Below are 25,980 nucleotides of genomic sequence, written 5' to 3'. Positions count from 1 at the left end.
ACGGAGGGTGCTGGAGCGTGCGGTCCTTCGGTGCGCTCGAAGGGAGCGGTGCCCGACAAGGTAGAGGATCGTTGAACGATCCCTCAATACCCATGTTGTTTCGTTCTGCTGTCTGCGATTGAATCCGGGCATGGCTGAGGGGGTGGTAGGGGGTGGCTGAAGTGAACGGACTGGCCGGCGACCGCGCGCTCCTGGGGCGCACCAGCACGGCCGAGCGGGTCTCGGACATCCTCAGGAGTCGCATCGCCGCGGGTTTCTTCCCACCCGGCACGCGGCTCTCCGAGGACAGCATCGGCGGCGCGCTCGGCGTCTCCCGCAACACGCTGCGCGAGGCCTTCCGGCTGCTCACCCACGAACGTCTGCTGGAGCACCAGCTCAACCGCGGCGTCTTCGTACGCGTACTGACCGACGAGGACGTGCTGGACATCTACCGCACCCGCTCGCTCGTCGAATGCGCGGTCGTACGCGGACTCGGTGAGCCGCCGTACGCCGTGGACGGGCTCGCCGCCGCCGTGACGGAGGGCCGGCGGGCCGCGCGCGCGGGTGACTGGAAAGGCGTCTCCACCGCCAACATCGACTTCCACCGGGAGCTCGTCGCCCTCGCCGGCAGCGCCCGTACCGACGAACTCATGCGGAGCGTCTTCGCCGAACTGCGCCTCGCCTTCCATGTGATGGGCGACCCGCGGCGGCTCCACGAGCCCTACATCGCACGCAACCGGCAGATCCTGGAAGCGCTCCAGGAAGGCCGTCGGGACGACGCCGAGACGCTGCTCGCCGAGTACCTCGACGACTCGCGCAGACGGCTCGTCGACGCGTACGGGCGGCGCGGCGCCGACGGTGGACGGAGCGGGCGGGACCACGGCTGAGCGCCGCCGGGTCTGCGCCGTTTCGACCGTTGTCAGACCGAGGACCTAGTCTGTGCACCGTGACTTCGCCTGCCGTTACGGACACTGCTCCGCCCCAGCTCAGCGCGGGGCCGCGGCCCGCTCCGGGCCCGGCCGCCGACGAAGGCCTGGCGCGCCGCCTGCGCGCTCTCGCCTGCACGGCTCCGCTGCACGACCTCGACGTGCGCAAGGCCAACCTCGCGGGCGAGTACTCGGTGTACGCGATGGCGGAAGTGGCCCTGTCCGCCATCGACCTCGTCACGTTGAACATGGACTTCGACACCGGCGCCGACCACGAGCAGATCGTCGCCAGGCTGCTCCCGCGCGTCGCCGCCCAGGCCCCGCGGCGCCCGGCCGCCGAGCACGAGCGCGTCGCCCGCTGGGTCCTGGAGAACCTGATCAACGTCGGCAGTGTCGACCGCGGCTTCCGCGCGGTGTACGGCACTTTCGCCCCCGACGGCACATATGTCCGCAGGGACTACGACTTCAAGCTCCTCGAAGAGGTCCCCGGCTACGGCGGCAGTGTCTACCTGCGTACGACCGACGAAGCGGTCAACGTCCTGGTCGGCGCCCTCGACACCGACGTCACCAGCGCCCAGATCGCCGCCGAGGTGAAGCTGGAGGTCCTGATCAGCCGCGGCAGGCTCGCCGACGCCCAGCTCGCCGCCGAACAGGCCCGCTACCGGACCGTGCAGTACTCGGAAACCCTGCGCAAGGCCCTCGACGCGACCCGGCGCAACGTCCGCGCGGTGGACTGGCTCCGCGCCGTCCCCGACATGATCGCGGAGGCGCTCGACCACGTGGCCGACCGCTACCGCCACGAGAACGCCATCCTGACCAACATCCGCAAGGCCCGCGACGAGTCCGAGGACCCCGAGCAGAAGCGCCGCGCCGCCGAGCTCGTCGACATCGTCAAGGACTGCATCCGCCGCCACACCCAGCTCCAGTCCCGCCTCCTGGAGGCCGGCCCGCTGTTCCGCGCCGAGCAGGACCGGCAGGCCTTCGCCACCCCCACCGCGCGCTCGGGCCTCGACCTGTACGGACAGCTGGTCGCCCCCCTCCTGCCGCTCCCGGCGGAACAGGCCACCCGCGTCACGGACGCCTTCTTCGCGCGCGGCACCGGACTCCGCACCCCCGTGTCCGTCCGCGTCGGCGACCTCGTCGACATACTGCTGACGCCCCCCATGGAGCGTGAGCACCTCGGCGCGGAGATGCCCGAGCCGGACCTCATCGCCACCCCCGACGACAGCCGCTTCAGCGAAGAGCAGCTCGCCGCCGCCATGGAACTGCTCGACCTGCCCGCCGACGCGCCGCGACGGCTCTCCGGACTGCTCGCCGACGCCCGCCGCCGCGACCCCGAACTGCCGTACCTCGTCGCCCTGTTGGCCGTGCACGCGGCCAGCCCGCCGGTCGGCACCGCCTACCGCCAGGGCGAGGAGAAGCTCCTCTTCGCCGTGGACGACGGCACCGAACTCGACGACGAGGAGTTCGGCGGCGCCGACCTCGTCGTCGGCACGGCCCTCCTCGACGCCGCCGGCATGGCGGCCGACCGGACGGAAGCGGCCTGACCATGACCGACCCCCAGACCCCCCTCGCCCACAAGGAGCACACGCCGTGACCGACCACCCCGCAGAGCACGCCGCGTGGGGCGAGCCGGACCCCACGGCGGCGCCCGCCGCCCCCGCGCCCGTCACCCCGGCCGACGCCGCCGACGCCGCGCGACTCGTCGCCTTCGGCCTGCAGCCCAAGCTCCAGCCCGCCCGCGACCAGGAGTACGCCGAACTGCTCCGCCGCTACCGGGAGGACCCGCCCTTCGCCCGGCTCGCCGACGCCGTCGCCACCGGCCTCGGACTCGTCGTCCTCGAGGTGTCCCCGCGCGCGGGCATGGCCGTGACCGCCGCGGAGGACTCCGTCTTCGCCGTCCGCATGGGCGACTACGCCCGCCGCGCGGCCACCGACGCCTCCGACCGCTTCCTGCACGGCCTCGCCCACCTCGCCGTCGCCGCCATGGCGTTCCCGCGCCCCGAGGACCTCGCCGACGACGGCTACATCGGCCGCGTCACGGTCAACGGCGTCGACGCGTTCGTCCGCCAGGCCTGCCGCCGCCTGGAGGAGCGCGCCGAGGAACACGGCGAGAACACCGACCCCGCCACCGACGCCCCGGGCCTCGAAGCCGCCTGGCGGATCTGGGCGCGCCGCAGCTCGACGGGCGCCACCAAGGACGCCCGTCGGCTCGCCGGCTCCACCACCGGCATCATCGGCAAGGCCGTCGCCTTCCTCACCGACTCCGGCTTCCTACAGCGCACGGGAGACGACTCCGGAGGGACGTACCGCACCACGGCCCGCTACCAGCTCCAGGTCCGCGACATGGCGGGCAGCGCGGCCATGGCGGAGCTCCTGGAGCTCGGTGTCGTACCGGTCACGGACGGCTCGGCGACGCTCCTGCCGCCCGAAGACACCGACGACCTGGAGCTGGCCGCCGACGCGGGGCTGCCGTTCCACTCCTGAGTCACGCCGCGCACCCCGCGCCCTCCGCCTCCGCCTTCCTGCCGTTCCGCACGACTTACCACGAGAGTCCGCCGCCATGTACGAGCTGTCCCGGGTCCGCCTCTACTCCATCGGTCCGGCCGGTGCGCGCTACGCCGACACCGTGCTCGACCTGCGCGGAGTCGGCGCCGAGGTGCCCGACCCCGCGCCCGCCCAGGCGGAGTTCTTCGAGGACGAGCCGGTCGGCCCGCCGCGCCGCCCCGCGCCCGCCGGCGTGCTCTTCCTGGAGAACGGCGGCGGCAAGTCCGTCCTGCTCAAGCTGATCTTCTCGGTGATGCTGCCGGGCCACCGCAACACCCTCGGCGGCGCCAGCTCCGGCGTGCTGCGCAAGTTCCTGCTCGCCGACGACTGCGGGCACGTCGCCCTGGAGTGGCAGCACACCCTGACCGGCGAGTGCGTGGTCGTCGGCAAGGTCAGCGAGTGGCGGGGACGGCAGGTCTCCAACGACCCGCGGAAGTTCGCCGAGGCCTGGTACTCCTTCCGGCCCGGACCCGGCATGAGCCTCGACTCGCTGCCCGTCGCCGAGTCCACCGCCGTCCGGCCGTCGGTGGAGGGCGTCTCCGGAGCACAGGGGCGGCGCCGCACCATGAAGGGCTTCCGCGACGCGCTCACCGAGGCCGGCAAGGCGTACCCGCACCTCGAAGTGCACTGGGAAGAGATCCACGACCGCTGGAACGAACACCTCGGCGACCTCGGCCTCGACCCCGAACTCTTCCGCTACCAGCGGGAGATGAACGCCGACGAAGGTGAGGCCGCAGGCCTCTTCGCCGTCAAGAAGGACTCCGACTTCACCGACCTGCTGCTGCGCGCCGTCACCGACACGCGCGACACCGACGGCCTCGCCGACCTCGTGCACGGCTTCGGCAACAAGCTCGGCCGCCGTGCCGAACTCATGGCCGAGCGGGACTTCACCGCGGGCTCCGTCGACCTCCTCGGCCGCATCGTCGACGCCGCCGACACCCGGGCACGCGCGCGTGACGTGCACGCGGGCGCCGAGCGCCGCACCCGGACGCTGGCACGCAGGCTCTCTGCGCGCGCCACCGAGGAGCGGGGCCGCGCCGCCGAACTGGCCGAGCAGGTCACCGCCGCCGCCCACACCGTCACCGAGGCCGAGCAGGCCCGCGGCAAGAGCGCCCTGATCTCCGCCGAACTGGCCTACCGGCACGCCTCCTTGGCGCTCACCGTCGCCGAGAAGGCCGCCGCGGCCCAGCGTCGCGAGCTCGCCGACGCGCGCACCCTGCACGCCGCCTGGCAGGCCGCCGAAGCCGTCCTGCGGCACCGCGCGGCCGCCGACCGCTCCGCGCGCGTGGCCGTCGCGATCCGCGAGGCCGAGCGCGACGCGGCGCCCGCGCTCGCCGCCCGCGCGAAAGCCGCGTCCGACCTCGTCCGCGCCCTGCACACCGCCGCCGAAGGCGCGGAGAACGTGGCGAACGAGGAGGAGGAGCGCTCCGCCGCCCTCCAGGAGACCGGCGAGGCCGCGCACCGCGACGCCACCGCCGCCGCCACCGACGCCCAGCGTGCCCGCAGCGAGGCGGGCCACCTGAAGCAGCGCCTCGCCGAGGTCGAGCAGGAGACCGCCGAGGCCGTCCGCGCGGGCTGGCTCGACGACACCGCCCCCGACGCCGACCCGGCCCGCGCCGCCCTCGCCGCGAGCGACGCCGAGAAGACCACCGTCGCCGCCTGGGACACCGCCCGCGAGGCCGCCCGCCGCGCCGCCGACCACGCCAAGGAGACCGCCGCCGCCGAGGCCCGCGCCGAGCTGACCGCCGCCCGCGCCTCGGACGCCGCGGCCGCCGCCGAGGCCGCCCACGACGCCGAGCGCCGCGCCGCCGAGTCCATCGCACGGGACCCGCGCCTCGCCGAACTGCTGAGCCTGCCGGCCGGGTCCGCCGCGGTGCCGCAGCCCCGCCAGGGAGCCGACTCCGGCGTGGACGGCGCCCTCTCCGAAAGTGCGCTGACCGTAGAGGAGCTCGACCGCTCCGCCGACGACCTGCGCGCCCTCCTCGATGAAGGCGTCGCCTCCGCCGAGCGGCAGCTGTTCGAGCTGCGCACCGCGGCCGCCGACGACTCCCGCATCCTCGGCGCGCTCGGCGACGGCGGCCTGCTGCCGCCCGGTCCCGACGTCCTCGCCACCGTCGAGTTCCTCGGCGAGCACGGCATCCCCGCACTGCCCGGCTGGCGCTACCTCGCACAGGCCGTCGACCCCGCCGACCACGCGCGCGTGCTCGCCGCCCGGCCCGAGCTGGTCGACGGCGTGGTCATCACCGACCCCGACACGCACGCACGCGCCCGCGAAGCCCTCGCCGACGCCGCGCTGCTGCCCCGCTCCGCCGTCGCCGTCGGCACCGCCGCCGCCCTCCTCGCCCCCACGCCGGGCGAGCAGGCCTCGGACACCGGCGTCTTCCTCGTACCGCCGAACCCGGCCATGCACGACGAGCACGCCGCCGACGAGGAGCGGCAGGCGCTCCGCGCGCGGGCCGCACGGCGGGACGAGGAGATCCGGGCGCTCGCCGCCCGCCTCGCCAGGGACCGCGAGCTCGCTGCCCGCCTCGCCTCCTGGCGCACCGGCTGCCCCAGCGGCCGGCTCACCGAGCTCGCCACCGCCGCCGCGCAGGCGCGCGCCTTCGCCGAGGAGGCGGAGGCCGAGCTCACCGAGGCCCGTACCGCGCGCGCCGAGGCCGACGAGGCCGCGAGCGAGGCGGCACGCGTGCGTGACGAGCGCCAGGAAGCCGCCCAGCGTGCCCGGCGCTCCGCCGACGCCCTCGCGGGCCTCGCCTTCCGGCTCCGCGAGCGGGCCGGCTGGCAGGCCAAGCTGCGTGAACTGGCCGACGACGCCGTCGAGTTCGAGGCCCGCGCCCAGACCTGCCTGGACCGCGCCCGCGCCGCCGACGAGGACCGCCGTGCCGCTCAGCGCGCCGCCGACGACGCCCGCCGCACCGCCCGCGCGCTGCGCGCCGAGCGCGCCGAGATCGCCGGCGCACCCGAGGACGTACCCGCGGAGAGCGAGGCCCCGAAGGCGTCGCTGCCCGCCCTGCGCGAGGCCTACCGCGCGGCGTCCCAGCTCTACGAAAAGGTGGGTGTCGGCGCCGACCTCCGGGCCGAGCAGGCCCGCGCCGAGAGTGACGAGAGCGCCGCGCTCGCCGAGCTCGACCGGCTCAGCAACAAGGTCCGCACCCGCGCCGCCCTGCTCCTCGAAGGCACCGACGGCTCCGACGGCCCGTCCCGGCAGGCCGCCGCCGCGCGCGCCGAGGCCCAGGTCCAGCTCATCGAGGCCCGCGCCGCCACCGCGAGCGAGCAGCTCGGCCGGCTGCGCGGCGAGGCCGAGCGGCACGCCCCCGAGGACGGCGACGCCCACACCGAGCTCCCCGAAGAGCTCGTCCCCGCCGACGCCGAGCAGGCCCAGACGCTCCTGCGCGCCGCCACCGGCGAACTGGCCGCGCGCACCGAGGCGCTGAGCCGCGCCAAGGAGGCCCACGCCGCCCTGCTGCACACCCACCGCGTCACCGAGGACGCGGCCGGCGGCTTCGACGAGACCGCGGCCCTGCTCCGGGACCTCCTCCGCGAACACCACGAAGAAGAGGCCGAGGAAACCCCCGAGGCCTACCCCGGCTCCCTCGAAGAGGCCCGCCAGGCCGCCGCGGAGGCCCGCCGCTCCCTGCGCGGCTGCGCCGCCGACCTCTCGACGGCCGAGTCCGCGGTCCGCGAGGCGAGCGACATCCTCGTGCGGCACGCGAACTCGACGCGGTACGAGCAGGTGCGCACCCCCGCGCGCCAGCAGATCCGCGAACTGCCCGCGTCGGCGCTGCCCGAGCACGCCAAGAAGTGGGCCGACGCCTTCGCGCCCAGGCTCCGCGTCCTCACCGACGAGCTGGAGCAGCTGGAGCGCAACCGCGACAGCATCGTCGACCGCCTGCGCGGCCTCGTCGAGTCCGCGCTCGCGACCCTGCGCTCCGCCCAGCGCCTCTCCCGCCTGCCCGAGGGCCTGGGGGAGTGGTCGGGGCAGGAGTTCCTGCGGGTCCGCTTCGAGGAGCCCGACCAGGCCACGCTCGTGGAGCGGCTGGGCGAGGTCATCGACGAGGCCACGCGTGCCGCCGTGAAGAAGAACTCGGACATGCGGCGCGACGGCATGTCCCTGCTTCTGCGCGGTGTCCAGGCCGCCTTGGAGCCGCGCGGTGTCGCCGTCGAGATCCTCAAGCCGGACGCCGTGCTGCGCGCCGAGCGCGTCCCCGTCGGGCAGATGGGCGACGTGTTCTCCGGAGGGCAGCTGCTGACCGCCGCCATCGCCTTGTACTGCACGATGGCCGCGCTGCGCAGCAACGACCGGGGCCGCGACAAGCACCGGCACGCCGGCACGCTGTTCCTGGACAACCCCATCGGCCGCGCCAACGCGACGTACCTCCTGGAGCTCCAGCGGGCCGTCTCCGACGCGCTCGGCGTGCAGCTGCTCTACACGACAGGGCTGTTCGACACGACCGCGCTCGCGGAGTTCCCGCTGGTCATCCGGTTGCGGAACGACGCGGACCTGCGCGCGGGCCTGAAGTACATCAGCGTCGAGGAGCACCTGCGGCCGGGTCTGCCGCAGCGGGACCCCGACGACCCGGACGGTGAGACGGTGCACGGGCAGATCACCGCGACCCGCATGTACAAGCGGCCGGCCGCACAGCCCGAACCGGTCACTCCGTAGCGAGCTGTTTCGTCAGCCACTCGTGGAAGAGGCCGATGTGGTGCTCGGTCGGCACCAGCACCCCGCCCTCGCGGTAGGCGCGTGACGCCATCGCGGGCTGGGTGCGCTCGCAGGCCGCGAAGTCCTGTGTGTTGACCCGGTGGAAGAGCTCCACGGAGCGCGTCAGGTCGGCGCCGGACGCGACGACGTCGGGTGCGTACAGCCAGTCGCACTCGACGACCGTGCGGTCCTCGGCCAGCGGGAACATGCGGTGCAGGATGACGTGGTCGGGGACGAGGTTGACGAACACGGTCGGTTTCACGGTGATCGCGTAGTAGCGGCGGTCCTGGTCCTCCGGCACCTCGGGGAGCCGGCCGAAGCCCGCGCTGCCGTCGACCGTGAAGCCGCCCACCTCGTCGCCGAACGCGGCACCGTGCCCCACGTAGTACTGCGCGGCGAAGCCGTCCGTGAACTCCGGCAGTACGTCGGTGAGTTCGGGGTGGATCGTCGCGCAGTGGTAGCACTCCATGAAGTTCTCGACGATCAGCTTCCAGTTGGCGCGCACGTCGTAGGTGACACGTTTGCCGAGCGCGAGCCGTTCGGTGCCGTAGCGCTCGATGGACGCCGCGTCGCCGAGGCGTTCGACGGCCGCGCCGATGACGGTCTCCTCGAAGGAGGGCGGCTCGTCGGCCAGGCACACCCACGCGTAGCCGAGCCACTCGCGCAGGGCGACCTTCACCAGGCCGTACGCGGTGCGGTCCACGTCGGGCATCTTCACCAGGCTGGGCGCGGCGATCAGCCGGCCGTCCAGGTCGTACGTCCAGGCGTGGTACGGGCATTGGAGGGCGCGGCGGACCTGTCCGGACTCCGCCGTGCACAGCCGGGCGCCGCGGTGGCGGCAGACGTTGAGGAAGGCCCGCAGCTCACCGGTGCGGGAGCGGGTGACCAGGACGCTCTCGCGCCCCACCCGCACCGTGCGGAAGGCGCCGGGACCGTCGAGGTCGGTGGCGCGCACCGCGCAGAACCAGAGCGCTTCGAAGACGCGTTCCTGCTCCTGCCGGAAGATCTCCGGGTCGGTGTAGTAGTGGCCGGGGAGGGTCGCGATGAGACTCGGCGGCAAGGGGGTCGTCGTCACGGTTCTCGTACTCCTCAACGGTGTTCCTCAGACAGGTGTGGCGGCGAGACGGCTGGGGTCGAAGAGACCGATGGGGTGCCCGGTGGCGCCGTCGAGGGTCAGGTCGGCGACGATCTCGCCGACCACGGGCACGAACTTGAAGCCGTGCCCGGAGAAGCCGGCCGCGACGGTCACCGACCGCGGGTGCGCCGGATGGCGGGCGATCACGAAGTGCTCGTCGGGGGTGTTGGAGTACATGCAGGTGGCGGCCTTGACGAAGCCGCCGGGGAGGTCCGGGATCAGGCGCCCGACCTGTCCGGCCATGGCGAGGATCTCGCTGTCGTGGACCGACCGTTCTATGGTCTCCGGAGTGCAGGGCGTGCCCTTGCGGAAGAAGGCCACTTTCGCTCCCAGTGCGGGTCCGTCGATGGCGGGGAATCCGTAGACCTGGACGCCGTCCACGTCCTCCCAGATGTAGATCGGGTGGTTCTCGGGGAGGAAGGGGCCGACTCCTCCGGAGGGCTGGAACCAGTACATGACCTGCCGCTCGATGGTGAACGGCACGCCCAGGTCGGTCAGCAGCTCAGGCGCCCATGCGCCGGGACAGATCACCAGATGACCGGCGGTGTAGGTGTCCTCCGCGGTGTGGACGCGCACTCCGTCCCTGTACGGCTCCCACCGCGTCATCGGCTCCTCGAAGTGCAGGTCGGCGCCGTGCCGCGTGGCCAGCTGGAGGTGCGCGGCGACGGTGTTCTCGGGGCGGACCAGGCCGGCCCGTGCCTCGTACAGCGCCACGTCGTCGTCGTGCGGGGTCAGCGTCGGGAAGCGGCGGCGGATCTCCTTCGCGTCGAGCATCTCGTGCGGCAGGCCCCACTGTTCGGCGGAGCGCAGCGATCCGGCCACCGTGCGGCTGTCGGGGCGGCCGAGCATCACGCCGCCGCACAGGGTGGCGATGTCGCGGCCGGTGTCGCGTTCGAGGCGGTCGTAGAGCTCGTAGGCGCGCAGCAGCAGCGGTACGTACGCGGGGTCCTCGAAGTAGGACTGGCGGGTGATGCGCGAACCGCCGTGGCTGGAGCCGCGGCGGTGCACCGGGCCGAACTTCTCAAGGCCGAGGACGCGGGCGCCGCGCGCGGACAGGTGGTGGGCGGCGGCGCTGCCCATGCCGCCGAGGCCGATCACGATCACGTCATGGGTGGGGGACACCGGTGCCTCCTGGCGGTCGGCGGCGGATGGGTCGGCGGCGGATGGATCAGCGGCGGATGCGGGTCATCTCCGGGTCGAACAAGGGCTCCTCGGCGACCGTCGCGGGAATCTTCTCGCCGAAGTACTCGACGTGGATGCCGGTGCCCGTCTCCAGGGGCGGCAGCCAGGCGTAGGCGACGCAGCGGCCCAGGGTGTACCCGTAGGAGGCGCTGGTGACGTATCCGGCCGGGGTGCCGTCTACGTAGACGGGCTCCTTGCCCAGGATGACCGCGGCGGGGTCGTCGAGGAGGAGGGCGGTGAGCTTGCGCGCGGGCGGGCCGAGCCCTTCGAGCGCCGAACGCCCCACGAAGTCGCCCTTGTTCATCCGGACCGCGAAGCCGAGGCCCGCCTCGTAGGGGTTGTGTTCGGTGGTCATGTCCTGTCCCCACGCGCGGTACCCCTTCTCCAGGCGCAGGCTGTTGAAGGCGGACCGCCCGGCCGCGATCACGCCGTGCGCGCGCCCGGCCTCCCACAGCGTGTCCCAGAGGCGCAGTCCCAGATCCGCGCCGGTGTACAGCTCCCAGCCCAGCTCACCCACGTACGACAGGCGCATGGCGGTCACCGGCACGTACCCGATGTACGTCTCCTTGGCCTTGAAGTAGCCGAACGCCTCGTGCGAGAAGTCGTCACCGGTGAGCGGCTGGATGAGCGCGCGGGCCAGCGGGCCCCAGACACCCACGCAGCACGTCCCCGAGGTGATGTCCCTGAGGTGCACGTCGTCGGGCGCGTGGCGGAGCAGCCGGTCGAGGTCGGCGGGGGAGTTGGCGCCCACCTGGAAGCGGTCGGGGGCGAGCCGTGCCACGGTCAGATCGGAGCGGATGCCGCCGGCCTCGTCGAGGAGGAGGGTGTACGTGACCGAACCGGGCCGCTTGGCGAGGTTGTTGGTCGTCATGCGCTGGAGGAAGGCGAGGGAGCCCGGGCCCGTGACCTCCAGACGGCGCAGCGGCGTCATGTCGTAGAGGGCGACCCTTTCGCGGGTGGCGCGGGCCTCGGCCGCCGCGATCGGGGACCAGTGCCGGGCCGACCAGGCATCACGCGCGGGCACCTCGATGCCCTCGGCGAGCGCGGAGTTGGCCTCGTACCAGTGCGGGCGCTCCCAGCCGCCGCCCTCCAGGAAGACCGCGCCCAGCTCCTGCTGGCGGGCGTAGAAAGGGCTGACCCGTAGGGGACGCGGCCGGTCCATCGGCTGGAGCGGGTGGATGACGTCGTAGACCTCGACGAACTGCCGCGCGCCGCGCTCGGCCACGTACGCGGGGGAGCGCTGCGCGTCCTCGAAGCGCGTCAGCTCGCAGTCGTGCAGGTCGAGCGAGGGCCGTCCGTCGACCATCCACTCGGCGAGCGCCCTGGCGACGCCCGCGGAGTGCGTGACCCAGACGGCCTCGGCCAGCCAGAAACCGCGCAGCGCGCGGGACTCGCCGAGCACCGGCATGCCGTCGGGCGTGAAGGAGAAGACACCGTTGAAGCCCTCCGCGATCTCCGCCCCCTTCAGGGCGGGCAGCAGCCGGCGGCACTCCTCCCAGCTGGGCGCGAAGTCCTCCTCGGTGAAGGGGTACGAGGACGGCATGTCCTCGGCGTCGTCGTACGCCGGGACCGTGAACGGGTCGACGGGCAGCGGCCGGTGGGCGTACGACCCGATGCCGATGCGGTCGCCGTGCTCACGGAAGTACAGGTCCCGGTCCTGGTGACGGAGGATCGGCCGCGAGGCCTCGTCGCGCGGGTCGGCGTGCCTCGCGAGCTCGGGCAGGGGTGCGGTCTTCACGTACTGGTGGGCGAGCGGCAGCAGGGGTACGTCGACACCGGCCATCCGTCCGATCACCGGCCCCCAGAATCCGGCCGCGGAGACGACGTGGTCCGCGGGGAACGTGCCGCGGTCGGTCACGACGCCGGTGACGCGGCCGCCGTCCCGTTCGATGCCCGTCACGGTGTGCCGGCCCAGAAAACGTGCTCCACGCGCGCGTGCCCGTTCCAGCTGCGCCCGGCAGGCGGGCACGGCGCGGGCCAGACCGTCGTCGGGGGTGTACAGCCCGCCGTACACCCGCGCTTCGTCGACGAGCGGCCACAGCTCCTTGCAGCGGGCGGAGCCGACGAGCTCGGCACGCACGCCCCAGGACGCGGCGAACCCGGCCCTGCGGTGCAGGTCGGCCCAGCGCTCGGGCGTGGTGGCGAGCTCCAGGCCGCCGACCGGGTCGAAGCAGGGAAGCCCGTCCGCCTCAAGGGAGTTGAACTTCTCGACGGTGTACGCGGCGAACGCGGTCAGCGTCTTCGAAGGACCCGTCTGGAAGACCAGGCCCGGCGCGTGCGAGGTGGAGCCGCCCGGAGCGGGCAGCGGTCCCTGGTCGAGGACGGTGACGTCGGTCCAGCCGCGGGCGGTCAGTTCGTCGGCGAGCGAGCAGCCGACGATGCCGGCCCCGATGACGACCACGCGGGGCCCGCGGGCCCGGGCGGCGCTCACAGGACCACCACCGATCGCAGCACCTCGCCCCCGCGCATCCTCGCGAACGCCTCCTCCACCTGATCGAGGGCGATCGTCTCGGAGACGAACCCGCGCAGGTCGAGACGGCGGCTGAGGTACTGGTCGACGAGGATCGGAAAGTCCCGCGTGGGCAGGCAGTCGCCGTACCAGGACGACTTGAGGGCGCCGCCGCGCGAGAACAGGTCGATCAGCGGCAGCTCGACGGCCATCTCCGGTTCGGGCACGCCGACCTGCACGAGCACGCCCGCGTGGTCACGCATGTAGAAGGCCTGTTTGTACGTCGACGGGGTGCCGACCGCGTCGATCGCGACGTCGACGCCGTGGCCGCCGGTCAGCTCCCGCACCGCCGCGACCGGGTCCGTGCCGCGTGAGTTGACGGTGTGCGTGGCGCCGAACCGCGTCGCCCCGTCCAGCTTGGCCTCGTCGATGTCGATGGCGATGACGCGGCGCGCGCCGGCCAGGGACGCCCCGGCGACCGCGGCGTTCCCGACGCCGCCGCAGCCGATCACGGCGACGGTGTCGCCGCGGCCCACCCCGCCGGTGTTCACGGCGGCCCCGTACCCCGCCATCACTCCGCAGCCGATCAGGGCCACGGCCTCGGGGCGGGCCGCCGGATCGACCTTCACGGCCTGCCCGGCGGCGACCAGCGTCTTCTCGGCGAAGGCGCCGATGCCGAGGGCGGGGCTCAGCGGGGTGCCGTCCAGGAGTGTCATGGGCCGCGCGGCGTTGCGCGAGTCGAAGCAGTACCAGGGGCGGCCGCGCAGACAGGACCGGCAGGCCCCGCAGGGCGCCCGCCAGGCGATGACGACGCAGTCGCCGGGCACGAGGTCGGCGACGTCGGCGCCGACCGCCTCCACGGTGCCGGCCGCCTCGTGGCCGAGCAGGAACGGGAAGTCGTCGTTGATCGCGCCTTCCCGGTAGTGCAGATCCGTGTGGCAGACCCCGCAGGCCTGTACGGAGACGAGGACCTCTCCGGGGCCGGGATCTGGCACGACGATCGTCTGCACCTCGACGGGTGCGCCCTTCTTCGGGGCGACGACGGCACGGACCTCGTGGGGCACGGCCAGACTCCTCTGCTGTTGCGCACGGCGTGGCGGAGTTGTTGCGTACTGCACGTTCAGTTGCGCTATGGGAGACATAGTGAGAACGCCGACAACAGGCCGTCAAGAGGGTGGAGTCAAGCCTTACGCTCAGAAGCCGTACCCCATGCGCCGGGAAAGCTCGACGGCGGCCGAGACGGTGCGCTTGGCGAGCTCGGTCAGCCGGTCCTCGGTCAGCCGGTAGACCGGCCCCGACGCGCTGAGCGCCCCGATCACCTTGCCGTCGTGCGCGCGCACCGGCGCGGCGACCGCGGCGAGGCCCACCTCCAACTCCTCGACGGCGACGGCGAATCCCTGCGCGACCACGGCTTCGAGCTCCCGGCGCAGCGCCACCGTGCCGGTCACCGTGTGCTCGGTGAGCCGGGGCAGGGTGCGCGCCATCAGGCCCTCGCGCAGCGTCGTCGGCAGATGGGCGAGGAGCACCTTTCCGCTGGACGTGGCGTGCAGCGGGGTGCGCCGGCCGAGCCAGTTCTGCGCGGTCACCGAGGCAGGGCCCCTGGCCTGCATGATGTTGACCGCGGCGTCGTCGTCCAGGACGGCGATGTTCACCGTCTCGCCCAGCTCGTCCGCGAGCTCGCGGCAGACCGGGCCGCCCTCCTGCGAGATGTCCATGCGCACTGCCGCCGCCCCCGCGAGGCGGAGTACGCCGGCGCCCAGGAAGTACTTCCCGCGGTCCTTGGCCTGACCGACCAGACCGCGGTTCTCCAGGACGCCGAGGAGCCGGAAGGCCGTCGACTTGTGGACGCCCAACTCGTCGGCGATCTCGGTGACTCCGGCCTCCCCGAGCCGCGCGAGGATCTCCAGGACGCTCACCGCGCGGTCCACGGACTGGACGGATCCGGCCGCCCCCTTCGCCTGCCTCTCCCGCGGCTCACCGCCCGGCGCGCTGCCCTGATCAGCCTGTTTCCGGTCACCCGTCATACCTGAACCCTCACCACCTGGCGGCTTCTTGAAGCCGCGTCCACGGGACACCCTTGACGCGATGGGCGACCCACCCGGATTCTGTTGCGCATAGCGCTCTCTCGTGCGCCATGCGAAACGTGATGTTACCGAACGCCAGAGGGAGGCCCATGATCCCCGTATGCCGCCTTGAAGACCTCCCCGCGGGCGAGTCCGTCCGCCTCGATACGACGCCGCCCGTGGCGGTGTTCAACGCCGACGGTGAGCTCTTCGCCATCGACGACACGTGCAGCCACCAGGACGCGTCCCTGTCGGAGGGCTGGCTGGAGGGCTGTCAGGTCGAATGCCCGCTGCACGCCGCGTCATTCGATCTTCGCACCGGCAAGCCCACGTGCCTGCCCGCACGCCGCCCCGTGCGCACCCATCGGGTGTACGTCGAGGACGGCGTCGTCCACGTGCGTCTCGCGGCCGCCGAGGAGGGGTCCGCGGCATGAGGACCGTCATCGTGGTGGGCGCCTCGCTCGCCGGCCTGTACGCCGTGCGGGAACTGCGCGCCCAGGGGTACGACGGCCGCGTGGTCGTCGTCGGGGACGAACCGCACCTTCCGTACGACCGGCCGCCCTTGTCCAAGGGATTCCTCACCGGCGACGCGGACCAGGGCCAACTCGCCCTCTCCGAAAGGGAGGAGACCGCGGAGCTCGCCGCCGAGTGGGTCCTCGGCACGCGCGCCCGGGCCCTCGACACGCGGGGCCGCACGGTCGTCCTCGACGACGGCCGCGTCCTGGCGGGCGACGGCATCGTCATCGCCACGGGGGCCTCGGCGCGGTGCCTCCCCGGGCCCCCTCTCGCAGGAGTCCACACCCTCCGTACCCTCGACGACGCCCGCGAATTGAGAGCCGAACTGGACCATGGGCCGCGACGCGTGGTGGTGATCGGCGGCGGCTTCATCGGCGCCGAGACCGCGTCGTCGTGCGCGGCCCTCGGCCATGACGTCACCGTCGTCGAGGCCGCTCCGTTGCCACTCGTGCCCCAACTCGGGCCGGAGATGGCATCGGTGTGCGCGCGGCTGCACGCGCGCGGGGGAGTCGGACTGCTGACGGGGGTGGGGGTGGTGGCGCTGCGGGGTGCCGTGGGCGCCGGTACCGCTGTCACCGCTGTGGAACTGTCGGACGGTCGGCTGCTGCCCGCCGACGTGGTCGTCGTCGGCATCGGGGCGGTCCCCAACACCGACTGGCTCGCGGGCTCCCCCCTCGCCCTGGACGATGGCGTCCTGTGCGACGACGGCTGCGCCACCGCGCTGCCCCAGGTCGTCGCGGTGGGGGATGTCGCCAGGGCGGGTGGGATCCGCGCCGAGCACTGGACGAGCGCGACGGAGCAACCCCGGGTCGCGGTACGTAACTTGCTCGCCGGGCGCACGGTCGAGTCGGTACGCGCTCTGCCGTACTTCTGGTCGGACCAGTACGGCTCCCGCATCCAGTTCGCCGGGCGGCGGGGTGAGGGCGACAGCGTGCGCATCGTGGAGGGCTCGGCCGACGGGGTGCAGGACGGGCCTGACGTAGGCGGGAGCGGGGCCGTTGGCGGCGGAAACGGGTTCCTCGCCGTCTACGAACGGATGGGCCGGACCACGGCTGTCCTCGCGGTGGACCGCGCCCGCCCGTTCATGAAGGCGCGACGTGCCCTGGCGGCCGAGCAGGCGGCGCGGCTCGCAGAGGTCTGAGGCGGCGACGACCACTCAGGCCCTACGGGCGATGTCCACCACACCACTCCTCAGGAGTGGGACAACTGCCCCGACCCACCGCGCCCTTGTATGCCTTCCCGCCCCCGTATGCGCCCCTTCCCGCGCTCCGCGGCCCGTGCCTGACGGCGGGCCCGGCGCCGCTCGCGCCGTAGTCGCCGCGCCGTGCTGCTCGGCATCGACACGACTCCGTGCCGTTGGTTCCACACCTGGCGGGTCACCCACACGTCGAGCACGCCCCAGGTGGCCACGACCGTGCTGGCCACGCTGCTCAGCACCATGGGGAAGGAGAGCCAGGAGCCCGCGAGGGCGGCGAGGACGGCCACCATCGCCTGCACGAGGGTGACCGCCACTATGATCACGGCCCGCACCGCGGCCGTCCGCACCGGATCGGGCAGCCGCCTTCTGCGGGCGGGCTCCTCGACCCACAGCGGTGGCCGCCGTGCCGAGTACTCGTACTCTTGAGCACCGGCTTCCGCCGTACGACTCGCACTCACCGGCCCGTCCGCACCCACCGCGGCGGCCTCGTCCGCACTGAACACGACGGTGTCACCCGCACCGGACGCGACGGCCTCATCCCCACCGGACACGGCGGCCCCATCCGCACCGCCCCCGAACTCCGCCTCTGCATCCGTGAGTTCGGCCGCGCCGGCCCCGGACTCCCTGTGGCGCTCTGCCGTTCCCATCATCTCGTCACTCCCCCCGCTGCTCGCGGTCGTTCACGGGACACCTCTGGCTCTGGACTCCGAATCCGGTCCAACTCACCACTGGCTGCCCGTTTTGCCGCGCTTTATGTCGCCTGCCCCGTGCCGTACCGGCGGCGCGCCGGTGCCCTGCCCTCGATCCGCGGCTCTCTCCCTCATGGACGAACGGGAGATCCGAAAGATTCCCGCTCCGCTTCCGTGCAGCGAAGAGTTCCGGCCAACTGGCGTACGCGGTACGGCGGATGAGGCCCGCGGGCAGGTGCCGCATGCTGGGACGCAATCTCCCGTAATGGAGGGACAACTAGGGACGTCCCTTTCGCGTCACGGCCGAAAAGCGTTCGGATGCGCCTTCGAGTTGCCCGTGAGTCAGTAGTAGGCTCGCGCCGTTTGTTGACGCACATGTGTGCCCCTGGCCCGTGCAACGGCCTCAGGGGGCCGATCTGGGGGAGGCCATGCGCTTTCGCGGGAAGTCCATCCGCCGGAAGATCGTGGCGCTGCTGATCGTGCCGCTGCTCTCCCTCACCGCGATCTGGGGCTTTGCCACCGTCGTCACCGGTCGCCAGGCACTGAGCCTCATCGACACGGTGAACGTCGTCGACAAGATCGCCTATCCGGTCGAGGACACGGCGCGCGTGATCCAGCAGGAGCGCCGCCAGAGCCTCGTCTACCTCGCCGACCCCCGGGCCTCGGACGCACTGGCCGCGCTGCGCCGCAGCCGCACCGCGACCGACGACATGGTCGACAAGGTCCGGGCCAACGCCCAGGACCCCGACGTCCGTGACGGAGTCAGCGGGGACTCGCGGAAACGGCTCGACGAGCTCGTGGAAGCCTTCGACAGCATCGAGCCGCTCCGCAGAAGCGTCGAAGAGGGCACGATCACCCGGGCCGACGCCCTGAAGATGTACACGAAGCTGATCGACCCCTACTTCGACCTGCTCAACACGCTGAACGGCTTCTCCGGTCTCGACGACATGAAGTACGACCAGCAGGGCCGGGCGCTCGTCGGCGCCACACGCGCGCGTGACCTGCTGTCCCGCGAGGACGCGCTGATCGGCTCGGCACTCGTCGCCGGCAAGGTCACCGAGTCCGAGGTCCGGCAGGCCACCGAGCTGCGGGCCCAGCGCTCCCTCCTCTTCGAGGTGAACTTCGCGCAGATGCCGGAGGAGGACCGCGCGCGTTACGGGCGCTACTGGAACGGCACCGAGATCGACCAGCTGCGCAAGGCCGAACGGGACATCATCGAGGCCGGGCCCGACAAGCAGCGCGCGGTGACCGCCAAACACTGGGACCAGGCCGCGGGCCGCGTCCTCAAACAGCTCGCCGAGAGCAACATCGAGGCGAACGACCGCTTCCGGGACCGCGTCGAACCGGCGGTCGTCGGCGTGATCGTGCGGGTCATCGCGGCCGGTGTGATCGGCCTGCTGGCGCTGCTGGTCTCGCTCTTCCTCTCCGTGCGCATCGGCCGCGGCCTCATCCGTGACCTGCGCCGGCTGCGGCTGGAGGCCCACGAGGCGTCCGGCGTCCGGCTGCCGGGCGTGCTGCGCCGGCTGGCGGCCGGCGAGCAGGTCGACGTGGAGACCGAGGCGCCCCGGCTGACGTACGGCAAGGACGAGATCGGGCAGGTCGGGCAGGCCCTCAACACACTGCAGCGCGCCGCCGTCGAGGCCACCGTCAAACAGGCCGACCTGCGCCGCGGCGTCTCCGAGGTCTTCGTCAACCTCGCCCGCCGCAGCCAGGTCCTCCTGCACAAGCAGCTCACCCTCCTGGACGCCATGGAGCGCAGGACCGAGGACACCGACGAACTCGCCGACCTGTTCCGCCTCGACCACCTGACCACCCGCATGCGGCGGCACGCCGAGGGCCTCGTGATCCTCTCCGGCGCCGCCCCGTCACGTCAGTGGCGCAAGCCCGTCCAGCTCATGGACGTCGTCCGCGCCGCCGTCGCCGAGGTCGAGGACTACGAACGCATCGAGGTGCGCCGCCTGCCCCGCATCGCGGTCACCGGGCCCGCGGTCGCCGACCTCACCCACCTCATGGCCGAACTCCTGGAGAACGCCACGGTGTTCTCGCCCCCGCACACCGCGGTGCAGGTGCTCGGTGAGCACGTCGCCAACGGCTTCACCCTGGAGATCCACGACCGGGGCCTCGGCATGACGGCCGACGCGCTCCTGGACGCCAACCTGCGGCTCGCGGAGACCCCCGAGTTCGAGCTCTCGGACACCGACAGGCTCGGCCTGTTCGTGGTCAGCAGGCTCGCGCAGCGCCAGCGCGTCCGTGTGTCGCTGCAGCCCTCTCCGTACGGCGGCACGACCGCTGTCGTCTTCATCCCCGAGTCGCTGCTCACCGACGACGTGCCCGACACCGATGGTGCCGGCTTCCGGCTCGACCGGGACCGGACCAGGCAGGCGACGACCGGCGCCGACAAGGGCGCCGACCGCGCGGCGGCGCTCGCCCAGGTGCCCGTGCAGCTGCCCGGCCTGCCCGCCTCCGTCCTCGACGGCCCCGTCGAACTGGAGGCGCCCGTCGGCCTGGCCGACCTCGACGCCTTCCCCGGCGCCCTCGGCGACGAGGAGAGCGAGCGCGGCGGCCTCTTCCGGCCGCGCCGCCGGGTGGCGGGCACGCCCGGAGAACAGCACCAGCAGGCCCGCGACGACCGCGAGGCGAGCCGCGCGGAGCCGACCCGCAGGGACACCGCGCCCATCGGAGCCGAGGACGATTCCGCCGAGGACGCCCACTCCGGAGGGCCCGTCCCGCTGCCGCGCCGACGGACCCCGAAGCTGGTCCGCTCGAACGGCCGGCCGGTGACGCATACACGGCCGCAGGACAGTCGCTTCCCCGACGACAGGCCGCAGGACAGCCGGTTCCCAGGAGGAAGGTCTCCGGAGAGCAGGCCCCTGGCCCCGGCCGCCGAGGACGAGAGCCCGCGGCGCCCGCAGCCGCAGCCCGCCTGGCCGGACCTGTCACCCCCGCACCACGACGTCACAGCCGTCGACGACGAGACACCGGACCTTCCCCGACGCGGCCGCCGCACCGCCGTACCGGACCGCGCCACCCAGGATCGCGCCACGCAGGACCGCGTCACACCCGACCGCGCCCCGTGGGACGGGACGGGGCTCCGGCCGACCGCGGCGCCCGGCACCGACACGACCGCCCCGGGCGGACTGCCCCGCCGCGTCCGGCAGGCCAGCCTCGCCCCGCAGTTGAAGGACGGCCCCGACCGCCGCCCGCCAAGCGCCGAGACCCGGCCCGAGGAGCGCGACGCGGACGAGGTACGCAGCCGCATGGCCTCGCTCCAGCGGGGCTGGCAGCGCGGCCGCGACGAGAACGCCGCGGGCGACGACGCCACGAACGGCACAGCACCAGGAACGACATCCGAGGGAGACGGTCGATGACCGCACCGAATGCCGACGCACGCACCACCACGACCGGCGGGAGGGGGGAGCTGAACTGGCTCCTCGACGACCTGGTGCAGCGCGTCGCCAGCATCCGCAAGGCGCTCGTGCTCTCCGGAGACGGCCTGCCGACCGGTGTGTCGAAGAACCTGACCCGCGAGGACAGCGAGCACCTCGCCGCCGTCGCCTCCGGGTTCCACAGCCTCGCCAAGGGCGTCGGCCGGCACTTCGAGGCGGGCAGGGTCCGGCAGACCGTGGTCGAGCTCGACGACGCCTTCCTCTTCGTCACCGCCGCGGGCGACGGCAGCTGCCTCGCCGTGCTCTCGGACGCGGACTCCGACGTCGGCCTGGTGGCATACGAGATGACGCTGCTGGTCAAGCGGGTCGGCGCGCATCTGGGTACGGCGCCGCGCACGGATCCGCCCGCCGGGGGGTAGTGGGAGGTCATGAGCGAAGACGGTCGAGGGACGCAGAGAACAACAGAGGCCACGCGGAAATTACCGAAGGCGCAGGAGGCGCCCCGCTGGTTCGACGACGACGCCGGTCCTGTAGTGCGCCCGTATGCCATGACACGCGGCCGTACGACGAGCTCCGGGCAGCACCGGCTCGACCTGATCGCGGTCGTCATCACCGAGGCCCGGGCGTCCGGCGTCCACGAGGCCGACCAGACGCTGTCTCCGGAGCATGTGGACATCGTCGAGCTCTGCCGTGACACGCCCCAGTCGGTCGCCGAACTGGCGGCCGAACTCGACCTGCCCATCGGTGTCGTCCGTGTCCTCATCGGCGACCTCGTAGAGGACGAACTGGTGCACGTGACCCGCCCGGTACCCCCGGCCGAACTCCCGGACGAGAGTATTCTGCGCGACGTGATCAGCGGCCTCCGGGCGCTCTGAACAGCGCGGAAGCGGGAGTGGGAACGTGACTGGCTGGCAGTTCTGGGTCGACAGGGGCGGCACCTTCACCGACATCGTCGCGAGGCACCCGGACGGCGGCCTCCGCACGCACAAGCTCCTCTCCGACAACCCCGCCCGCTACCGGGACGCGGCGGTCGCGGGCATCCGCGAGCTGCTCGACGACGCAAAGGCCCACATCGACGACAGCGGCGGCGACGCCACGTCCGTCGACGTCGTCCGCATGGGCACCACCGTCGCGACCAACGCCCTCCTGGAACGCAAGGGCGAGCCCACCGCCCTGGTCATCACCCGCGGCTTCCGCGACGCCCTCCGCATCGCCTACCAGAACCGCCCGCTGATCTTCGCCCGTGAGATCGTCCTGCCCGAACTCCTGTATGACCGCGTCATCGAGGTCGACGAGCGCGTCACCGCCGACGGCGACGTGCTGCGCCCACCCGACCTGGCGGGTCTGGCGGGCCCTCTTCGGAAGGCGTACGACGACGGAATCCGCTCGGTGGCGGTGGTCTGCCTGCACAGCCACCTGTACCCCGCCCACGAACAGGCCATCGGTGACCTCGCCGTCCGCACCGGCTTCCCGCAGGTCTCGCTCTCCAGCGAGGTCAGCCCCCTCATGAAGCTCGTGCCGCGCGGCGACACCGCGGTCGTCGACGCATATCTGTCACCGGTCCTGCGCCGCTACGTCCAGCACGTCGCCGACGAACTCCACGGCGTACGGCTGATGTTCATGCAGTCCAACGGCGGCCTCACCGAAGCGGGCCAGTTCCGCGGCAAGGACGCGATCCTGTCCGGCCCCGCGGGCGGCATCGTCGGCATGGCCCGCATGTCCCGCCTCGCCGGCTTCGACCGCGTCATCGGCTTCGACATGGGCGGCACCTCGACGGACGTGTCGCACTACGCGGGCGAGTACGAGCGGGTCTTCACCACGCAGATCGCCGGGGTCCGGCTGCGCGCCCCCATGCTCGACATCCACACCGTCGCCGCGGGCGGTGGGTCCGTGCTCCACTTCGACGGCAGCCGCTACCGCGTCGGCCCCGACTCCGCGGGCGCCGACCCCGGCCCGGCGAGCTACCGCGGCGGCGGCCCGCTCACCGTCACCGACGCCAACATCGCCCTCGGCCGCATCCAACCCGCCCACTTCCCGGCGGTGTTCGGCCCCGACGGGGACCAGCCCCTCGACGGCGAACTCGTACGCGACCGCTTCACGGCCCTGGCCGCGGAGATCCGCGCGGCGACGGGCGACGACCGCACGCCCGAACAGGTCGCGGAAGGCTATCTGCGGATCGCGGTGGCCAACATCGCGGGCGCCGTCAAGCGCATCTCGGTCCAGAAGGGCCACGACGTCACGCGCTACGCCCTGACCACGTTCGGCGGCGCCGGCGGCCAGCACGCGTGCATGGTCGCCGACTCACTCGGCATCCGCACCGTCCTCGTACCGCCGATGGCCGGTGTGCTCTCCGCCCTCGGCATCGGCCTCGCCGACACCACGGCGATGCGCGAACAGTCCGTGGAGCTGCCCCTGGAGGCGTCCTCGATGCCTCACGTGCACAAGACGGCGGACGACCTGGAGAGCGCCGCCCGCGGCGAACTCCTCGCGGAGGCCGTGCCGTCCGACCGCATCCGCGTCACCCGCCGCGTCCAACTCCGCTACGACGGCACGGACACCGCCCTCACCGTGGAGCTCACGGACCCGGACACCATGACCCGGGACTTCGAGGACCGCCACCGCGCCACCTACTCCTTCACCCTGGACCGGCCCGTCGTCGTGGAGGCCCTCTCCGTGGAGGCCACCGGAGTCACCGAACCGCCCGACCTGTCGGCCCTCGCCGGCACGGTCACCCCGGGCACCCCGCGGCGCGTCAGCCTGCACACCGGAGGCAGCCGGCGCGACGTACTCCTGCACCGCCGCGAGGAGCTGCCGCCCGGCGAGACGGTCACCGGACCGGCGATCATCACGGAGTCCGGTGCCACCACGGTCGTGGACGACGGCTGGCGGGCGTCGACCACCGAAGCGGGCCACCTGCTCATGGAACGCGTCGCCGCGCCGGAGAGTTCCACCGCGAGCACCGCGGCCGACCCCGTGCTCCTCGAAGTGTTCAACAACCTCTTCATGTCCATCGCCGAACAGATGGGCGCCCGCCTGGAGTCCACATCCCAGTCGGTGAACATCAAGGAGCGCCTCGACTTCTCCTGCGCGCTCTTCGACCCCGACGGGAACCTCGTCGCCAACGCCCCGCACATCCCCGTCCATCTGGGTTCGATGGGCACCAGCGTGAAGGAGGTGATCGAGCGCCGCGGCAGCACCATGCGCCCCGGGGACACCTACGCCGTCAATGACCCCTACCACGGCGGCACGCACCTCCCCGACGTCACGGTCATCACGCCGGTGTTCGACAGGCCGGTGCCCGACAGGCCGGGGGAGCGCGGCACTCCGGAGGGGCGGATCCTCTTCTACGTCGCCTCGCGCGGCCACCACGCCGAGATCGGCGGCATCGCCCCCGGATCCATGCCGGCCGGCAGCCGCACCATCGACGAGGAGGGCATCCTCTTCGACAACTGGCTTCTTGTAGAAGAGGGCCGTTTCCGCGAGGCCGAGACCCGCGCCCTGCTCACCGAAGCGCCCTATCCCTCACGCAATCCGGACACGAACCTTGCCGACCTGCGCGCCCAGATCGCCGCCAATCAGAAGGGCGTCGACGAAGTCTCCCGGATGATCGACGACTTCGGCCTCGACGTGGTCCAGGCGTACATGAAGCACGTCCAGGACAACGCCGAGGAATCCGTACGCCGCGTCATCGACGTCCTTGAAGAGGGCGAGTTCGCCTATCAAACCGACTCGGGCGCCACGATCCACGTCCGCGTCACCGTGGACCGTGCGGAGCGCTCGGCGACCATCGACTTCAGCGGTACGTCACCACAGCTCCCCACGAACTTCAACGCCCCCTTCGCGGTGGTCAACGCCGCCGTCCTGTACGTCTTCCGCACCCTCGTCGCCGACGACATCCCGCTCAACGACGGCTGTCTGCGTCCCCTGCGCATCATCGTGCCCCCCGGCTCACTGCTCGCCCCCGAGCCGCCCGCGGCCGTCGTCGCGGGGAACGTGGAAACCTCGCAGGCCATCACGGGCGCGCTCTACGGAGCCCTGGGTGTACAGGCCGAGGGCTCCGGGACGATGAACAACGTGACGTTCGGCAACGACCAGCACCAGTACTACGAGACGGTGGCCTCCGGCTCCGGAGCGGGCGACGGCTTCGACGGTGCGCCCGTCGTCCAGACCCACATGACCAACTCCCGGCTCACCGACCCCGAGGTCCTGGAGTGGCGGCTGCCCGTCTTCCTCGAGGAGTTCGCCGTACGACGGGGCAGCGGCGGCAGCGGGAAATGGCGCGGCGGGGACGGAGCCGTGCGACGCATCCGCTTCCGGGAGCCGATGACGGTCTCCACCCTGTCGCAGCACCGCAGGGTCGCGCCGTACGGCATGGCGGGCGGTGCCACCGGCGCGCTCGGCGCCAACCGCGTGGAACGCGCGGACGGCACCGTCGTGGAGCTCGCGGGCAGCGACTCGGCCGACCTCGGCCCCGGCGACGTACTCGTGATCGAAACCCCCGGCGGCGGCGGATACGGACCGGCCCCGCGCGACACCACCGATGCAGGAGAAGTGAGCGATGATCTTCAGGCGCACTGAGCGCGGCAAGGCCCCCGTCGAGCCGGTCACACTGAAGATCCTGGTGGCGGGCGGCTTCGGCGTCGGCAAGACGACCCTGGTCGGCGCGGTCAGCGAGATCAGGCCGCTGCGCACCGAGGAGACCCTCAGCGAGGCCGGCCGCCCCGTCGACGACACGCGAGGCGTCGCGGGCAAGAACACCACCACGGTGGCCATGGACTTCGGCCGCATCACGCTCCGCGAGGACCTGGTCCTGTACCTCTTCGGCACCCCGGGCCAGGACCGCTTCTGGTTCCTCTGGGACGAGCTGGCCACCGGGGCGCTGGGCGCCGTGGTCCTCGCCGACACCCGCCGCCTGGAGGACTGCTTCGCCGCCATCGACTACTTCGAACGGCGCTCGATACCGTTCGTCGTCGGCGTCAACTGCTTCGAGGGCGCCTCGCGCTACCCCACGGAGACCGTGCGCCAGGCGCTGGACCTCGACCCCGAAGTGCCCGTAGTGCTCTGTGACGCGCGCGACCGCGAGTCCGTCAAGGAGGTCCTCATCGACGTCGTCGAACACGCGATGGCGGCCGCCGCGGCGTCCCGCGAGCACGCCACTACGTAGCGGCACACCGGCGGCATATACAGCGGCCCGTACCCCCGCCGACC

17 protein-coding genes are annotated in these 25,980 nt (G+C 72.7%); 11 read left to right on the top strand and 6 right to left on the bottom strand.

The window, feature by feature from the left end; genetic code table 11:
• The first annotated feature begins 152 nt into the window (after window positions 1-152).
• The 4 genes from ACI2L3_RS29505 (at window position 153) to ACI2L3_RS29490 (ending at window position 8,115) form a co-directional block, all read left to right on the top strand.
• The gene (locus ACI2L3_RS29505) at window positions 153-866 is read left to right on the top strand and encodes a GntR family transcriptional regulator (RefSeq protein WP_404755437.1); all 714 of its coding nucleotides are present in this window, start codon (window positions 153-155) and stop codon (window positions 864-866) included.
• Window positions 867-925: 59 nt separating this feature from the next.
• Complete coding sequence (locus tag ACI2L3_RS29500) at window positions 926-2,452, top strand: hypothetical protein (RefSeq protein WP_404755436.1); 1,527 nt, start codon at window positions 926-928, stop codon at window positions 2,450-2,452.
• 46 nt (window positions 2,453-2,498) lie between these two features.
• Window positions 2,499-3,392 (top strand): hypothetical protein, encoded by an 894-nt coding sequence (locus ACI2L3_RS29495; RefSeq protein ID WP_404755435.1) that lies wholly within the window; start codon window positions 2,499-2,501, stop codon window positions 3,390-3,392.
• Window positions 3,393-3,468: 76 nt separating this feature from the next.
• Window positions 3,469-8,115, top strand: a complete 4,647-nt coding sequence (locus tag ACI2L3_RS29490; protein WP_404755434.1) for a hypothetical protein — start codon at window positions 3,469-3,471, stop codon at window positions 8,113-8,115.
• On the opposite strand, the gene ACI2L3_RS29485 is transcribed toward ACI2L3_RS29490, so the two are convergent.
• The 5 genes from ACI2L3_RS29485 to ACI2L3_RS29465 form a co-directional block, all read right to left on the bottom strand.
• Entirely contained in the window at window positions 8,105-9,229 is a 1,125-nt protein-coding gene (locus ACI2L3_RS29485) for an aromatic ring-hydroxylating dioxygenase subunit alpha (protein ID WP_404755433.1), read from the bottom strand. The genes ACI2L3_RS29490 and ACI2L3_RS29485 overlap by 11 nt on opposite strands.
• 27 nt (window positions 9,230-9,256) lie before the next feature.
• The gene (solA, locus tag ACI2L3_RS29480) at window positions 9,257-10,411 is read right to left on the bottom strand and encodes an N-methyl-L-tryptophan oxidase (RefSeq protein WP_404755432.1); all 1,155 of its coding nucleotides are present in this window, start codon (window positions 10,409-10,411) and stop codon (window positions 9,257-9,259) included.
• A gap of 46 nt (window positions 10,412-10,457) precedes the next feature.
• Window positions 10,458-12,902: an FAD-dependent oxidoreductase gene (locus tag ACI2L3_RS29475; protein ID WP_404755431.1), complete on the bottom strand. Its 2,445-nt coding sequence runs from the start codon at window positions 12,900-12,902 to the stop codon at window positions 10,458-10,460.
• Window positions 12,899-13,984: an S-(hydroxymethyl)mycothiol dehydrogenase gene (locus tag ACI2L3_RS29470; protein WP_404755430.1), complete on the bottom strand. Its 1,086-nt coding sequence runs from the start codon at window positions 13,982-13,984 to the stop codon at window positions 12,899-12,901. The genes ACI2L3_RS29475 and ACI2L3_RS29470 overlap by 4 nt, the downstream gene beginning before the upstream one ends.
• 129 nt (window positions 13,985-14,113) lie before the next feature.
• Window positions 14,114-14,944 (bottom strand): IclR family transcriptional regulator, encoded by an 831-nt coding sequence (locus ACI2L3_RS29465; protein ID WP_404755429.1) that lies wholly within the window; start codon window positions 14,942-14,944, stop codon window positions 14,114-14,116.
• A gap of 149 nt (window positions 14,945-15,093) precedes the next feature.
• On the opposite strand from ACI2L3_RS29465, the gene ACI2L3_RS29460 reads away from it, so the two are divergent.
• Together ACI2L3_RS29460 and ACI2L3_RS29455 are read left to right on the top strand one after the other, a co-directional pair.
• Window positions 15,094-15,417: a bifunctional 3-phenylpropionate/cinnamic acid dioxygenase ferredoxin subunit gene (locus tag ACI2L3_RS29460; RefSeq protein WP_404755428.1), complete on the top strand. Its 324-nt coding sequence runs from the start codon at window positions 15,094-15,096 to the stop codon at window positions 15,415-15,417.
• Window positions 15,414-16,640, top strand: a complete 1,227-nt coding sequence (locus tag ACI2L3_RS29455; RefSeq protein WP_404755427.1) for an NAD(P)/FAD-dependent oxidoreductase — start codon at window positions 15,414-15,416, stop codon at window positions 16,638-16,640. Before ACI2L3_RS29460 ends, ACI2L3_RS29455 begins: the two co-directional genes overlap by 4 nt.
• Before the next feature lie 50 nt (window positions 16,641-16,690).
• Here the strand turns inward: ACI2L3_RS29455 and ACI2L3_RS29450 are convergent, their stop codons facing one another.
• The gene (locus ACI2L3_RS29450; RefSeq protein ID WP_404755591.1) at window positions 16,691-17,344 is read right to left on the bottom strand and encodes a hypothetical protein; all 654 of its coding nucleotides are present in this window, start codon (window positions 17,342-17,344) and stop codon (window positions 16,691-16,693) included.
• A 470-nt stretch (window positions 17,345-17,814) separates the two neighbouring features.
• Here ACI2L3_RS29450 and ACI2L3_RS29445 point away from each other — a divergent pair, with 470 nt between their 5' ends.
• The 5 genes from ACI2L3_RS29445 to ACI2L3_RS29425 are packed head-to-tail and all read left to right on the top strand — an operon-like array spanning window position 17,815 to window position 25,936.
• A complete protein-coding gene (locus ACI2L3_RS29445; RefSeq protein ID WP_404755426.1) occupies window positions 17,815-20,754 on the top strand; it encodes a nitrate- and nitrite sensing domain-containing protein in 2,940 nt (979 codons plus the stop codon).
• Window positions 20,751-21,191 carry a roadblock/LC7 domain-containing protein gene (locus ACI2L3_RS29440; RefSeq protein WP_404755425.1) on the top strand — a complete coding sequence of 147 codons (441 nt, stop codon included), beginning with the start codon at window positions 20,751-20,753 and terminating at the stop codon, window positions 21,189-21,191. The genes ACI2L3_RS29445 and ACI2L3_RS29440 overlap by 4 nt, the downstream gene beginning before the upstream one ends.
• A 9-nt stretch (window positions 21,192-21,200) precedes the next feature.
• Window positions 21,201-21,647 carry a DUF742 domain-containing protein gene (locus tag ACI2L3_RS29435; RefSeq protein WP_404755424.1) on the top strand — a complete coding sequence of 149 codons (447 nt, stop codon included), beginning with the start codon at window positions 21,201-21,203 and terminating at the stop codon, window positions 21,645-21,647.
• A gap of 25 nt (window positions 21,648-21,672) precedes the next feature.
• Window positions 21,673-25,350 carry a hydantoinase B/oxoprolinase family protein gene (locus ACI2L3_RS29430; RefSeq protein WP_404755423.1) on the top strand — a complete coding sequence of 1,226 codons (3,678 nt, stop codon included), beginning with the start codon at window positions 21,673-21,675 and terminating at the stop codon, window positions 25,348-25,350.
• A complete protein-coding gene (locus ACI2L3_RS29425; protein WP_404755422.1) occupies window positions 25,331-25,936 on the top strand; it encodes a GTP-binding protein in 606 nt (201 codons plus the stop codon). The genes ACI2L3_RS29430 and ACI2L3_RS29425 overlap by 20 nt, the downstream gene beginning before the upstream one ends.
• Window positions 25,937-25,980: the final 44 nt, after the last annotated feature.

This window comes from Streptomyces sp. NPDC029674 (assembly GCF_044903205.1).
Taxonomy (GTDB): domain Bacteria; phylum Actinomycetota; class Actinomycetes; order Streptomycetales; family Streptomycetaceae; genus Streptomyces.
This window is presented reverse-complemented; position numbering and strand designations above follow the sequence as displayed.

Coding starts and splice junctions, on each gene's coding strand:
- ACI2L3_RS29435 (WP_404755424.1), top strand. CDS start 21,201: ATGAGCGAAGACGGTCGAGGGACGCAGAGAACAACAGAGGCCACGCGG.
- ACI2L3_RS29440 (WP_404755425.1), top strand. CDS start 20,751: ATGACCGCACCGAATGCCGACGCACGCACCACCACGACCGGCGGGAGG.
- ACI2L3_RS29465 (WP_404755429.1), bottom strand. CDS start 14,944: ATGACGGGTGACCGGAAACAGGCTGATCAGGGCAGCGCGCCGGGCGGT.
- ACI2L3_RS29445 (WP_404755426.1), top strand. CDS start 17,815: ATGCGCTTTCGCGGGAAGTCCATCCGCCGGAAGATCGTGGCGCTGCTG.
- ACI2L3_RS29460 (WP_404755428.1), top strand. CDS start 15,094: ATGATCCCCGTATGCCGCCTTGAAGACCTCCCCGCGGGCGAGTCCGTC.
- ACI2L3_RS29450 (WP_404755591.1), bottom strand. CDS start 17,344: ATGGGAACGGCAGAGCGCCACAGGGAGTCCGGGGCCGGCGCGGCCGAA.
- ACI2L3_RS29490 (WP_404755434.1), top strand. CDS start 3,469: ATGTACGAGCTGTCCCGGGTCCGCCTCTACTCCATCGGTCCGGCCGGT.
- ACI2L3_RS29425 (WP_404755422.1), top strand. CDS start 25,331: ATGATCTTCAGGCGCACTGAGCGCGGCAAGGCCCCCGTCGAGCCGGTC.
- ACI2L3_RS29455 (WP_404755427.1), top strand. CDS start 15,414: ATGAGGACCGTCATCGTGGTGGGCGCCTCGCTCGCCGGCCTGTACGCC.